11 protein-coding genes are annotated in these 12,508 nt (G+C 65.8%); 6 read left to right on the top strand and 5 right to left on the bottom strand.

The genetic code is table 11. The features are described 5' to 3' along the window. Positions 1-48: 48 nt before the first annotated feature. Together CAG29_RS19775 and CAG29_RS19770 are read right to left on the bottom strand one after the other, a co-directional pair. The gene (locus CAG29_RS19775; RefSeq protein ID WP_085695016.1) at positions 49-1,047 is read right to left on the bottom strand and encodes an NAD(P)H-quinone oxidoreductase; all 999 of its coding nucleotides are present in this window, start codon (positions 1,045-1,047) and stop codon (positions 49-51) included. Positions 1,048-1,092: 45 nt separating this feature from the next. Continuing rightward, a complete protein-coding gene (locus tag CAG29_RS19770) occupies positions 1,093-1,371 on the bottom strand; it encodes a hypothetical protein (RefSeq protein WP_371916638.1) in 279 nt (92 codons plus the stop codon). A gap of 24 nt (positions 1,372-1,395) precedes the next feature. On the opposite strand from CAG29_RS19770, the gene CAG29_RS19765 reads away from it, so the two are divergent. Both CAG29_RS19765 and CAG29_RS28810 read left to right on the top strand, forming a co-directional pair. Further along, positions 1,396-2,271: a LysR family transcriptional regulator gene (locus tag CAG29_RS19765; protein WP_085577443.1), complete on the top strand. Its 876-nt coding sequence runs from the start codon at positions 1,396-1,398 to the stop codon at positions 2,269-2,271. 229 nt (positions 2,272-2,500) lie between these two features. Beyond that, on the top strand, positions 2,501-3,469 hold the full coding sequence (locus CAG29_RS28810; protein ID WP_256576799.1) for a hypothetical protein: 969 nt from the start codon (positions 2,501-2,503) through the stop codon (positions 3,467-3,469). A gap of 44 nt (positions 3,470-3,513) precedes the next feature. Here the strand turns inward: CAG29_RS28810 and CAG29_RS19755 are convergent, their stop codons facing one another. Beyond that, complete coding sequence (locus CAG29_RS19755) at positions 3,514-4,236, bottom strand: pirin family protein (protein ID WP_085695015.1); 723 nt, start codon at positions 4,234-4,236, stop codon at positions 3,514-3,516. A 214-nt stretch (positions 4,237-4,450) separates the two neighbouring features. On the opposite strand from CAG29_RS19755, the gene CAG29_RS19750 reads away from it, so the two are divergent. Further along, positions 4,451-5,401, top strand: coding sequence for a GlxA family transcriptional regulator (locus CAG29_RS19750; protein WP_085695014.1), 951 nt, complete (start codon positions 4,451-4,453; stop codon positions 5,399-5,401). A gap of 90 nt (positions 5,402-5,491) precedes the next feature. Further along, on the top strand, positions 5,492-6,964 hold the full coding sequence (locus CAG29_RS19745; protein WP_085634094.1) for a winged helix-turn-helix domain-containing protein: 1,473 nt from the start codon (positions 5,492-5,494) through the stop codon (positions 6,962-6,964). Here the strand turns inward: CAG29_RS19745 and CAG29_RS19740 are convergent. Further along, the gene (locus CAG29_RS19740; RefSeq protein WP_085577439.1) at positions 6,926-9,769 is read right to left on the bottom strand and encodes a winged helix-turn-helix domain-containing protein; all 2,844 of its coding nucleotides are present in this window, start codon (positions 9,767-9,769) and stop codon (positions 6,926-6,928) included. The genes CAG29_RS19745 and CAG29_RS19740 overlap by 39 nt on opposite strands. Positions 9,770-10,090: 321 nt before the next feature. Here CAG29_RS19740 and CAG29_RS19735 point away from each other — a divergent pair, with 321 nt between their 5' ends. Beyond that, positions 10,091-10,660, top strand: a complete 570-nt coding sequence (locus CAG29_RS19735; protein WP_085577438.1) for a flavodoxin family protein — start codon at positions 10,091-10,093, stop codon at positions 10,658-10,660. Between the two features lie 7 nt (positions 10,661-10,667). Here CAG29_RS19735 and CAG29_RS19730 read toward each other — a convergent pair whose 3' ends face one another. Beyond that, entirely contained in the window at positions 10,668-11,069 is a 402-nt protein-coding gene (locus CAG29_RS19730; RefSeq protein ID WP_085577437.1) for a helix-turn-helix domain-containing protein, read from the bottom strand. Positions 11,070-11,279: 210 nt separating this feature from the next. On the opposite strand from CAG29_RS19730, the gene CAG29_RS19725 reads away from it, so the two are divergent. Next, positions 11,280-12,203, top strand: a complete 924-nt coding sequence (locus CAG29_RS19725) for a LysR family transcriptional regulator (RefSeq protein WP_085577436.1) — start codon at positions 11,280-11,282, stop codon at positions 12,201-12,203. Positions 12,204-12,508: the final 305 nt, after the last annotated feature.

The following is a 12,508-nucleotide window of genomic DNA, read 5'->3' as shown; positions in this document are numbered from 1 at the left end:
ATTTTCGACCGCCGCGCACCAGCAATGATTGCAAGATGCGACGGTGGCTCAGTCCACCGTCAACACGATTTTGCCGATGTGGTTCCCCGCTTCCATGTGGGCGTGGGCCAAGGCTGCCTCGGTGAGCGGGTAGACCTTGTCGATGATCGGCAGGCAGCGCCCGGCCGCCAGTGTCGGCCACACGTGTTCACGCAGTTGCGCGGCGATGGCCGCTTTCTCGTCGCCGGTGCGGGCGCGCAGCAGCGAGCCGGTGACCACCGCCCGTTTCGCCAGGATCGCCAGCAGATCGACGTCGTTGGCCCGGGCGCCCCCGAGGAAGCCGAGCATCACCAGACGTCCGTCCATCGCCAGTGCCTGGAGGTTGGCGTTGAGGTAAGAGCCGCCCATGATGTCGAGAATCACGTTGACGCCCTGGCCAGCGGTTCTTTCGGCGATGAGCGCGGAAAATTCCTGCTCGCGGTAATTGATCGGTTCACCGCCGAGTTCGCGGATGGCCGCGCACTTGTCGGCGCTGCCGGCGGTGGCGAAGGCCTCGATGCCGAATTCGCGGCAGAGCATCAGCGCGGTAGTGCCGATGCCGCTGGTGCCGCCGTGGATCAGGACTCGCTGGCCTGGCCGGGCGCCGCCCAAGCCGAACAGGTTGGCCCATACCGTGAAGAAGGTTTCGGGAAGCGCTGCCGCCTGCACCCAGTCCAGCCCCGCAGGCATCGCCAATGTCTGGCCGGCAGGCACGCTGCAGTATTGGGCGTAGCCTGCGCCATTAGTCAAAGCGCAGACCCTGTCGCCGATGGCGAACGTATCCACCCCGGCGCCGAGGGCGACGATCTCTCCGGCCACTTCCAGCCCGGGGATCGGGTTCATCCCGGGCCTCATCGGATACAGGCCGGCCCGTTGCAGGGCATCGGGGCGGTTGATGCCGGCCGCGCGTACCCGGATCAGCACTTCGCCTTCCGGCACGGTCGGCAACGGCACGCGCCGGGGTTGCAGGACGTCCGGACCTCCGGGGCGGGTGATCTCGATTCGGGTCATTTCAGTGGGCAGGGTCATGTTCGGTGCCTCGCAAGGTGTGGTTCGGTGATGAAAACAGGTCGGTCAACTCAGGCAGCGGTGTCGCGCAAAGGTGTAAGGCAACCCTATCGCGGCGAGTTCCAGCAGCAGCGCCACCGCCAATGAGCCGGCGGCCGTCAAACACAGCAGCGCATGGTTGCCTCCGCTGGCCTCGAACAGTGCCGATGACGCGAACCCGGCCAGCGCCTGAAACGTGGCGAACGAAACGGTCGCGCGGTTCCTTTGCTCAAAAGGTTTATGGCGCTGAGCATATCGACTAAGGTCGCTGCACATGCGCAGCGATTTTGCTGAGTGATGATGCATTGGTGCATCAGTGGGGGAGGCAATATGAACTGGGATGATGCCAAGGTGTTTCTGGCGGTTTGCCGCGAGTCGACCTTGCGTGGTGCGGCGCGGGTCCTGGGGGTTGATCAAGCCACGGTGGGACGGCGCGTCACGGCACTCGAGCAGTCGTTGGGCGCCAAGCTGTTCCTGCGTACCTCCGATGGCTATGCGTTGACGACGGTGGGTGAGGCTGCGCTCTTGTCCGTGGAGAAAATGGAGCATTCGGCGCTGGAGTTGGAGCGCCGGATCCAGGGCATGGACGAGCGGCTGAGCGGAAACGTGCGGGTCAGCACCACCGACTCTCTGGCCATCGACTTTCTGATTCCGGCCATCGCGCGTTTGCATGAGTTGCATCCTGACGTGCGTGTGCAATTGGACGCCTCCACGCAATTCTCGAGCCTGGCCAAACGCGAAGCGGACATCGCGGTGCGCAACGCTCGGCCTGACGATCCCGACCTCATCGCGCGCCGCATCGCGCACTGGCCGGTGGGGCTGTTCGCTTCGCAGGCCTATGTCGACGCGCGAGGCGTGCCGTCGCCGGGCACTGCATTCGAGGGCCATGACCTGGTGGTGTATCAACCCTATGTGAAGGCCGGAAAAGAGGTGACGCTGGCGTCCGAACCGGTGGGGCGCGGGCGTATCGTGGCAGGTCTGAGTTCTAGCCTGTTGGTGCGGCGTTCGATTGCCGCCGGCATCGGTGTAGGAGAAATTCCCGTCTACATGGGGGAGCGGGACGGGCTGGTTCGGCTCTGGCCGGAGCGCACGCGGCCACAAGCCTATGAAGTGTGGCTGGTGACCCATGCGGATCTGCGTCACACGGCGCGGGTCAGGGCGGTGATCGAGCAGATCGTGGACGCGTTCGCACCGGAGAACGGATAGGCCAGACGCGCTGAATGCGTGGACTTGGCAAGGCTACGTCGGGTGGCGACATTGCCTACATTAAGGGCGGAATTCGCCGGCTTGTGGGTTTTCGGGCCGGGCTCTATCGTTTTCCAGACCTCGGACGAGACAAACCCCTCGTTCTGAAGGGATCAATCAGGGACGAATTGATAGCCGCAGAGGTGTGGAATTGATTGCAAGGGAAATCAGCCCGTTTCAGGAATGCGACATGTCCAGAGCCACCGACAAGACCGAATCCATGAACCACGTCAGCCGAGAGGAATTCAACGCCAGGATCGAGACCATCGAAGTCAGGATGGATGCCCGGATCGAATCCATGTCCGCGAAACTGGATGAGTTCGTCGCGGTGCAGGCGGAACGGGACAAGGCGTTCCTGGAGCGCGAAAGGGCCCGGGAGGAAACCCGTCTGGAACGTGAGCGGCTTCAGGAAAAAGCCCGGTTGGAGCGGGAGCGATCCTGGGAGCGCGCACGGCTGAGGTGGGAGCGATCTCAGGAAAGGGCTCGGCAGGAGCAGGGCGCAGCACAGGATAAAGCACGGCAAGAATGGGAAGCCGCTCAGGAAAGGGCCACGCAGAAGAGGGAAGAAGCGCAGGAACGAGCACGGCAAGAATGGGAAGCCGCTCAGGAACGAGCCAGGCAGAAGAGGGACGAAGCGCAGGAACGAGCCAGGCAGGAGCGAGACGAAGCGCAGGAACGAGCACGGCAGGAGCGGGAAGCCGCACAGGAGCGAGCCAGGCAGGAGTGGGAAGCCGCTCAGGAAAGGGCCCGGCAAGATCGGGAGAAGGCGCGGGAGGTCGCACAGCGGGAACGAGACAAGGCACAGGAGGTCGCACAGCGGGAACGAGACAAGGCACAGTTGGAGCGGGACAAAACGCAGCTGGAGCGTGAAAAGGTCCAGCAGGAGAGAGACAAGCGCCTGGAGCTGATCGCGGAGCAAACGCTCAAGGCTGCCGAAGGGGCCCAGCAAGCGGCAAGGCAAGTGATCAATTTCAGAACCAGCTATTGGGCAGGTGTTGCCGTGCAGTTTCTGGCAGGAGTGGCCATTCTGGTGGGGGCCATCTACACCAACCAGGCCAACGTGATGGTCGCGATACAGACGACCTTGGCGGCGGTTCAGTCGGTCAAGGAGGCCAGCGCACCCGTGCCTGTTGCCACGCCGGTCACCTTGGAACAATGAAAACGGCCTTCAAATGAAGGCCGTTTTTGGGTGGTGCGTTTGTCTCAAGGCATTTCTGGCAATTCTTGGGGCCTCAAGTCAAACACCAGCACTTCGGCATCAGCACCGTTGCTCAAGGTCAGCGCCTGTTCCTCACGAACTCGCACGCCGTCGCCTTCCTGCAACTGCACGCCGTTCAGCTCAATGCTGCCGCGAGCGACATGCACGTAGGCATAGCGATGGGCCGGCAGCTCCAGCGTGGCGCTTTCGTGGCCGTCGAACAGTCCCGCAAACACCCGTGCATCCTGGCGCACCTTCAGCGAGCCGTCGGTGCCGTCCGGCGAGATGATCAGTTGCAGCCGGCCGCGTTTTTTCTGCGGGCTGAAATGCTCCTGCTGATACCGAGGCTTGGCGCCGCTCACATCGGGCACGATCCAGATCTGCAGAAAGTGCACGGGCTTGCTCGTCGAATGGTTGAACTCGCTGTGGGCCACGCCGCTGCCGGCGCTCATCAGTTGCACGTCGCCGGGGCGGATCACCGAGCCGGTGCCGAGGGTGTCCTTGTGTTCCAGTGCGCCTTCGAGCACGTAGGAGAAGATCTCCATGTCACGGTGCGGGTGCTGGCCAAAACCTTTGCCGGCGGCGACGCGGTCGTCGTTGATCACCAGCAGGTCCGAGAAACCCTGTTCGCGCGGGTCACGGTAGCTGGCGAAGGAAAAGGTGTGGAACGACTTCAACCAGCCATGGTTGGCGAGCCCGCGGTCGGAAGCTTTGCGAAGGGTCAGCATGATGGAATCTCCTGTCGGGACGTTGATTCGTCCGCTTGAGGAGAAGATTAATATTTACCGGTTTGAGCAATAAGTAGGTGAAAATTGAAATACTGTCCTGCTCAAGTTGACAGTTTTGTGCTGCGGATCACGGCGTCTTTCGGGCCGCTCGTGGTGTACTGCGGCAAAATGCGGCAATTTATGCCGAATCATAGATTTCAGTGATGTGTCTCCCATGAAAAGCGTGGCAATGGTGCTGTTTCCCGAGTTTCTCCTGCTGGACATGGCAGGCCCCCTCGAAGTGTTTTCGGTGGCCAACCGCTACCTGAAGCCCCAGAACCAGTATCGGTTGACCACCCTGGGCACCGAACGCGGGCCGTTGCGTGCATCCAATGGCGTCTTGATGCACACCGACCGGTGCATCGAGGACGACAACGAGCGTTACGACCTGCTGCTGGTGCCCGGCGGGCCCGGTGCCTACAACGAAAGGCTGCCGTCGCTGCAGGCCTGGCTGCCGGGGGCGGTCGGTCGGGCGGGGTGTTACGGCTCCATCTGCACCGGGGCATTCGTGCTGGGGCATGCCGGGCTGATCGACGGCTATCGCGTCACCACCCACTGGAACTACACCGAGCGGCTGATCAAGGGGTTTCCCAAGGCCATCGTCGCGACAGACCGGATCTACGTCGAGGATCGCAACCTCATCACCTCCGGCGGCGTCACCGCCGGCATCGATCTGGCCCTGGCGGTGGTCGCCCGGGACCACGGCAAGAAGCTCGCCCAGGACGTGGCCAAGGTGCTGCTGGTGGTGATGAAGCGTCAGGGCGGACAGGCTCAGTTCAGTCCGCTGATGGCGGCGGTGGCCCCTCAGGAGACGCCGGTCACGCGGGTGCAGAACCATGTGCTGGAACACCTGGAGGAGGCCTTCAGCGTTGAGCGGATGGCCGGGATCGCGAACATGAGCCCGCGGCACTTTGCGCGGGTGTTCGCCCGGGAGGTCAGCATGACGCCCATGGAGTTCCTGCAGAACGCACGCATCGACCGTGCGCGCAATCTGCTGGAAACCAGCGACCTTCCGCTCAAGACCGTGGCGTTCAAAAGCGGTTTCGGCAGCGTGCGCCACATGCGCTTTCTGTTTGGCGAAAAGCTGGGCCTGACGCCGCTGCAGTACCGCGAACAGTTCAGCTAGAGCGTTTCTGTCCGTCCCGGGCACCCGGATGTCCGTGCTGCGCCCCGTGTGGCGGTTGTGCCGTCATGGGGGCCTGCCAAGATAGCGGGCATGAACAGCCTCGTTGATTTGAGCACGGCATCGGTCCTGCGGTTCGGCCCGTTTGCCTTTCACCTGCGCCAGCGGCTGATCCTCGAAGGGGATCGGCAATTGCGCATGGGCGGCCGTGCGCTGGACATCCTGCAGGTGCTGGTCGAGCGCGCCGGCCGCGTCGTCAGCAAGGAGCAGCTGATCGCGCTGGTGTGGCCGACGTCAGTGGTCGAAGACATCAACCTGCGGGTGCACATCGCCGCCTTGCGCCGGGCGCTGGGCGACGGTGAGAAGGGCCAGCGCTACATCGTCAACGTGCCGCAGTGCGGTTACAGCTTCGTCGCCCCGGTGCAGGGCGACAGCGTTGCGCAGGTGGTGTTCGAAAGCCTGCAGGCCCCCCAGCACAATCTTCCGGCGCGGCTGACCCCGGTGACCGGTCGGGATTCACTGGTGGGTGGCCTGGTCCGCCAATTGCCGCTGTGCCGGCTGATGACCGTGACGGGCCCCGCCGGCGTCGGCAAATCCACCGTGGCCTTGCGCGCGGCCGAGCTGCTGCTGCAGCACTTTCGCGACGGGGTGTGGCGGGTGGATCTTTCGCTGATCGACGCCAGCGCCCCCTTGCTCGACGCGTTGCTGCAAGCCCTGGACACCGACTATCGCACCCTGACCGCCCGCCACGCCCTGCTGGTGCTGGACAACGCCGACCATTGGCGTGAAGCCTGCCGCGAGGTGCTGGAGACGCTGTTGGCGGCGGCCCCGCGGCTGGTGATCCTGGTCACCAGCCGCGAAGCGTTGCAGGTCAACCTCGAAACCGTGCAGAACGTGCCGCCGCTGGCCGTGCCCGGTGTGTCGGCGTGCTGCCATGTCGCTGAGGCCATGGCGTTTTCGGCGGTGCAGTTGCTGGTCAGCCGGGCCCGGGCACGGCAGCACGGCTTTGCGCTGCGTGAGCAGGATCTGCCGGCGGTGCGCGAGATCTGCCAGCGGCTCGACGGCTTGCCGCTGGCGATCGAACTGGCGGCTGCGCAGATCGATGCGCTGGCGCTGGTCGGGCTGCACGCCCAGCTGGACAACGGCCTGCAATGGCTGAGTTTCGGCAGGCGCACGGCGGTGCCGCGCCATCAGTCCATGAGCGCCGCGCTGGACTGGGGCTGCCGGCACCTGAGCGACCAGGAGCGGCGCGTGCTGCAACGCCTGGCGGTGTTCAAGACTGCCTTTACCCTGGACGCGGCGATGGCCGTGATCAGCTGTGCGCAAATGCCGCCGTCGATGCTGGCGGCGGCGGTTGAACGGCTGGCGGCCAAATCGTTGCTGACGGTGGAGCGGGGCAGCGGGGTGGTGCGCTACCGCCTGCTCAACACCACCCGGCGCTACCTCGGCGAACAGCCGGCGGACAGCGGCGACTTGGCTGAACTGGAGCGGCGCCATGCCCGCTACAGGGGGCGCACGCACGATGCCTCAGACGTCCGTCTGGCTGCGCAACTCGTCCAGCAGTAGGCGCACCTTGCGCAGATCCGGCGTCGCGTAGCCCTCGGTGAAGCGCCGATAGACCGGATCGAGAAGCGCCAGCGCCTCGTGGTGGCGCGCCTGACGCTGCCACAGCCGGGCCAGCGACGTGGCGCTACGCAGTTCCCAGGCCAGCGCGCCCTGGTTTCGGGCGATGTCCAGCGCTTGCAGCAGAACGGCTTCGGCGGTTTCGGTTCTGGCCGTGTCTGTCTCGACGCCATCGCCAGCCTGCTGGCGATGGCGTCCGTCCAGCCGCAGCGGTTCTTCAGGCAACAGCTGCTCGGCCCGGGCCCGCAGGATCTCCGCCGTGCTCCATCCCGCCGCGCCGCTCTGAGCGCGCTCCAGCAAGGCATCGTCAATGAAGCCGCTGTCGAGCGTCACCATGATCTCGCGAACCAGCCCGCTGTCGGCCGGCGGCACGGCGACGGCGGTGTCGGCGTCGATCACTTGCGCATACTGCCGGGCCCAGGTGTGGAACAGCAGCACCGAATGCTTCTGCGCCTGTTCGTGCAGCTGGCGCAGCAGGGCGCGGGCGTTCTGCCGGTCGCCGTTGTAATGGGCGATCAGGCAGGTGGCGAGGGCCAGGGTGTAGCAGATCGACGTGCCATGGTCGATCTGCACGGCGATGTCCAGCGCCTGCCGGGCCGTGCGCCACGCCTGTTCGGGAAAGCCCTGCAGCCACAGCACCCGGGCGAGTACCGTCAGCGAGGCGACGCTCTGGTCGTACTGCACGCCGAAACCATGGGTGAAACGGTTGCGGTGGCCGCTCTGGGCCATGCGCTGGATCACCTGCTCGGCATGGATCCGGGCCTGCGGCTGATCCCCCGCGTAATGCAGCGCCAGCACCCGCAAGCGGTGCGTGCTCAACGACAACAGCGGATCGCCGTGCAGGCCCAGGTTCTCGAACTGCTCGCTCTGCTCCAGCGCCATCCGGTAATGGCCGCAGCTGAGGTTGACCGCCATGTGCCCGGACACGGCGCGCAGTTGCCCGGCGATGTCGTCGTGCTGCCGGGCCAGCGCATGGGCGCCGACGAAGGCGTCGATGGTCTCCGGCGTGCCGCCGAAGGTGTGGTAGCAGGCACTGCCGAGCGCCAGCTTCAGGGCGATTTCCAGGCGGGGGCAGGGCGAGGCGGCAGACGCCAGCAACTCAAGGGCCCGACGCACATGGCCGCCGTATTCCTTGAGCAGCGAGAGTTCTTGCCACAGCGGCGCCGAGGTCGCGGTCAGGCGTACGCCCAGATCCTGCGGGCCTTCCCCGTTCAGCGCCCAGCCCAGCGCCGCGCGCAGATCCTCAAGGCCACGGGCGTAACGTTCGATCCACAGCACGGTGGGGGTCATTTCCCAATCGGCCTGGGCCTGGTGCATCAGCGCCAGGCAACGTTCGGCGTGGCGTTCGCGGGTCTGGTCGAGTTCCAAGGCGTGGTCGAGCTTCTCCAGCGCATAGCGGCGGGTGGTGTCGAGCAGGCGGTAGAACACTTCTTCATCGCCGACCTCGACGCTGAGCAGCGACTTGGCCACCAGTTGCGTGACCGAACCGAACACGTGGTGCGGTTCGATGTGCCGACCGACGATCACGGCTGCTGCCGACTCCAGGGTAAAGCCGCCGCGGAACACGCTGAGGCGGCGCAGGCAGGCCTGTTCGCAGGCACTGAGCAGGTTGAAGCTCCAGTCCAGCGTGGCCCGCAGCGTCTGGTGCCGGTTCTGGCCGATCCGCTCGCCGGCGGGCAAGCGGCCTTGCAGTTGCATCAGCAAGCCTTCCAGTCCGAGCGTCGCGACCTGCGCGGCCGCCAGTTCCAGCGCCAGCGGAATGCCGTCCAGCCGACGGCAGATCCCGATGGCCAGCGGCAGGTCGGCATCGCCCAGTTCAAAGCTGTCGTGGCCGGCCATCGCCCGTTCGGCGAACAGTTGCAGCGCCGAAAAGCTCATGGCCTGGGCAAGGTCGGGCACGGCGATCGGCGGCGGGCAGTCGAGGGATTCCAGACGCTGCACGAACTCGCCTTCGATCCTCAGGCTTTCGCGGCTGGTGGCCAGGATGTGCACCTGGGGCGCACCCCGCAGGATGCCTTCGCTGAGCAGGGCCACGGCGTCGATCAGGTGCTCGCAGTTGTCGATCACCAGCAGCATGTGCCGGTCGCGCAGGCTGGCGATCAGGCAACTCAACGGATCATTGTCGTGCAGCGACAGGTCCAGCAGATTGGCCAGGTGCGAGCCGATCAGTTGCGGATCGTTGATCGGCGCCAGGTCCAGCAGGCGGATGCCGTCCCGGTAGCGCCCGATCAATTGTTCGGCCACGCGCAGGGCGACGGTGGTCTTGCCGATGCCGCCGGGCCCCACCAGGGTGATGCAGCGCTGGCGCGGCAGCTGGGCCATCAGGTTGTCGACCAGCGCCTGACGCCCGATCATCCGCGTGCGGCGCAACGGCAGGTTGTGCCGGCCGGTCGCGCTCGGTGATGGCGTGTGCTCGATGGCCTGCAGGATGATCGGCGCGACGAAGCTGTAGCCGCGCTGGGCCACCGTGACGATGTAGCGCTGCCCGGCCTGGCCGTCGCCCAGCGCCTTGCGCAGGGCGGCCATGTGCACCCGCAGGTTGATGTCTTCCACCACGCTGTCGGGCCAGACCCCGGCGATCAGCCGCTGCTTGCTCACCACCTCGCCGGCGTGGGCCAGCAGGATCAGCAGGATGTCCAGCGCACGCCGGCCCAGGCGCAACGGCTGGTCGCCTTCGAGCACCAGCCGCTGGCCGGGGTGGATCCGATAGGGGCCGAAACCGATGGCCTGATCCGGGGAAAGACTCAACCGCTCACTCCTGTACCGCTTTCTTGTGATCCCGGCCGCACGCGTTCACGGGGCGAGGGCCGGGGCGGACGGTGGCCGGCAGGGTCTGCCGGGGCGTCTAGTCCGCTGTTTCCGGGCATATTCCCCATGATTGCCCGCGAGCGCAATGTGCTGGCGAAGGGCTCCGGCGGCGATCCGGGGTCGCACCCACTGTATTTAAAGGCCGAAACCTGCACCGGCCCGTCCGACGACCGGAAAAAATTAACAACGATTAACTCGTCCCTGGCCGGCCTCGCCCCAACACTGCGGGCGAAGGAATGCATACGTCCGGAGGACGCTGCGATGAGCGAAGTGGTGGTGGTCTATCACAGTGGTTACGGGCATACCCGGGTCATGGCCGAAGCGGTGGCCTTGGGCGTTGCGCGCCACTCGGGCAGCACCTGCCGGCTGATCGCCGTGGAGGACGTGGACGCGCATTGGGAATGGCTGCACCGCGCCGACGCGATCGTTTTCGGTGCGCCGACCTACATGGGCAGCGCGTCGGCGGCGTTCAAGCAGTTCATGGAAGCCACGGCCGCGTTCTATCTGGCCAGGCCCTGGCGCGACAAGCTGGCGGCGGGCTTCACCAACTCCGGCAGCCTGTGCGGCGACAAGCTCGGCACCCTCCAGCAAATGGCCGTGTTCGCCGCGCAGCACTCGATGATCTGGGTCGGCCTGGACCTGTTGCCGGCGCGTTCGTGCCAAGGATCGTTCGACGGGCAACTGAACCGGCTCGGCAGTTCGTTGGGCGCCATGTCCCAGTCGTGCGTCGAACGGCCGCCCGGGCAGGTGCCGCCGGTCGAGGACCGCCGCACCGCCGCCCACCTGGGCGAACGCGTGGCGCGCCTGGCTCAGCGCATGGCGCTGCGTTGAGCAGGGATCAGAGCCCTTTGACCACCCGGCAGCGCCAGGCGAACGGATTGATCCCTTCGCTGCGGGTGAAGATGTGGCAGAAATGCGCCTGGTCGCAGAAGCCGCATTCGAGGCTGATCTGGGTCAGGCTCAGGTCCGTGTGCTGGATCAGCAGCTTGGCCCGGGCGATGCGCTGGGCGCGGATCCAGTCCTGGGGCGAAAGCCCGGTGCTGCACTTGAAGGCGCGGGAAAAGTGGCTGCGCGACAGCGCACAGGCGCGGGCCAGTTCGGTGACTTCGAGGCTTTGGTCCAGGCGTTCGAGAATCAGCTGTTTGACCAACCGTTCCCGCTGCGGGCTGAGGCCGCCGGTCTGAGGTTTGGGCGCATCGCCGGCAGGCATGCGGGCGAGCGTTTGCTGTAGGTGAGCCATGGCCAGAATCCGTGTCGGGGGGAACGCACGGTCAGCGCCTTCCCTCAGGTCGAAAAAACAACGCTGCGCAGAGGGATTCATTGTTCGGCGGCGGGGCGGAGGCTTGCGAGTTAAACGTTGTTAATTCCGCCGCAAACGCGCATGGCCCGTCACCGTCGTTCGGGTAAAGTGCGCAGCACTTGCGCCTGACTCCATAAGGAAAACACGTCCATGAACCGTAACGATCTGCGCCGCGTCGACATGAACCTGCTGGTGATCTTCGAAGCGCTGATGTTCGAAAGGAACCTGACCCGCGTCGCCGAAAAACTGTTCATGGGCCAACCGGCGGTGAGCGCCGCGCTGGGTCGCCTGCGGGATCTGTTCGATGACCCGTTGCTGCTGCGCAACGGTCGCGGCATGGAGCCCACCGCCCGGGCCCTGGCGATCCTGGACGAGCTGCAGCCGGCCATGGACGTGATCAGCGGCGCGGTCAGCCGGGCCAAGGCCTTCGACCCCGCCACCAGTTGCGACGTGTTCCGCATCGGGATGTCGGACGATGCCGAGTTCGGCCTGTTTCCGCCGCTGCTGCGCCAGTTGCAGGAGGAGGCGCCGGGGATCGTGGTGGTGGTCCGCCGCGCCAACTACCTGTTGATGCCGACATTGTTGGCCTCCGGGGAAATCTCCGTGGGCGTTAGCTACACCACGGATCTGCCGGCCAACGCCAAACGCAAGAAACTGCGCGACATTCCCTGCAAGGTGCTGCGCGGCGACGACCGTCCGGGGCCGTTGACCTTGGACGAGTACTGCGCGCGGCCCCACGCGATGGTGTCGTTCTCCGGCGATCTGAGCGGCAACATCGACCTGGACCTGGCCAAGGTCGGCCGCACCCGCCGGGTGGTGCTGGGCGTGCCGCAGTTCAGTGGCCTGCGCGCCTTGCTGGCCGGCACCGAAATGATCGCCACCGTGCCCGACTACGCGGCGTGCGCACTGGTGGAAGGCTGCGCGCTGCGGGCCGAGGATCCGCCGTTCCCCATCGACGCGGCGCAACTGTCGATGGCGTGGAGCGGGGTGCACGACAACGACCCGGCGGAACGCTGGCTCCGGTCGCGGATCAGCCAGTTCATGTCGGCGGAGCTGGACATTCCGGTGGCGTAGGCGCCGTTGCCCGGTCAGTGGGGGGCAGCAGGGCAGGGCCAAGACAGTTGCTCCCGCCCGTCGAAAAGGGCGCGCGATCTTTCAATCCGGGTATGTGCCATCGCAGACGGCTTGCAAACGAGCTGCGCTGCCGCTCATCGGAATCCCGCCCACCCCTGTCAGATCTGACAGTAGCCACCGCTCCCCCCCCAGCTTCCACTCACCCCCTCGCCCACCCGCCCCGGAGCCCTTGCCATGCCCATCCCGCCCCTCCGAGCCCCCGCCCCCCTGGCCCTCCGCGACCCCGAGCTCCCCGGCCGCCCCGC

The sequence above is a fragment of the Pseudomonas sp. B7(2017) genome (assembly GCF_002112745.1).
GTDB classification, from domain to species: domain Bacteria; phylum Pseudomonadota; class Gammaproteobacteria; order Pseudomonadales; family Pseudomonadaceae; genus Aquipseudomonas; species Aquipseudomonas ekonensis.
The sequence above is the reverse complement of the archived record's forward strand: the minus strand, read 5'-3'. Positions and strand labels throughout refer to the sequence as shown.

Bases quoted from the DNA above. Each gene is read 5' to 3' on its own strand.
- CAG29_RS19775 (WP_085695016.1), bottom strand. From the start codon at position 1,047: ATGACCCTGCCCACTGAAATGACCCGAATCGAGATCACCCGCCCCGGA.
- CAG29_RS19770 (WP_371916638.1), bottom strand. From the start codon at position 1,371: ATGCATCATCACTCAGCAAAATCGCTGCGCATGTGCAGCGACCTTAGT.
- CAG29_RS19765 (WP_085577443.1), top strand. From the start codon at position 1,396: ATGAACTGGGATGATGCCAAGGTGTTTCTGGCGGTTTGCCGCGAGTCG.
- CAG29_RS28810 (WP_256576799.1), top strand. From the start codon at position 2,501: ATGTCCAGAGCCACCGACAAGACCGAATCCATGAACCACGTCAGCCGA.
- CAG29_RS19755 (WP_085695015.1), bottom strand. From the start codon at position 4,236: ATGCTGACCCTTCGCAAAGCTTCCGACCGCGGGCTCGCCAACCATGGC.
- CAG29_RS19750 (WP_085695014.1), top strand. From the start codon at position 4,451: ATGAAAAGCGTGGCAATGGTGCTGTTTCCCGAGTTTCTCCTGCTGGAC.
- CAG29_RS19745 (WP_085634094.1), top strand. From the start codon at position 5,492: ATGAACAGCCTCGTTGATTTGAGCACGGCATCGGTCCTGCGGTTCGGC.
- CAG29_RS19735 (WP_085577438.1), top strand. From the start codon at position 10,091: ATGAGCGAAGTGGTGGTGGTCTATCACAGTGGTTACGGGCATACCCGG.
- CAG29_RS19730 (WP_085577437.1), bottom strand. From the start codon at position 11,069: ATGGCTCACCTACAGCAAACGCTCGCCCGCATGCCTGCCGGCGATGCG.
- CAG29_RS19725 (WP_085577436.1), top strand. From the start codon at position 11,280: ATGAACCGTAACGATCTGCGCCGCGTCGACATGAACCTGCTGGTGATC.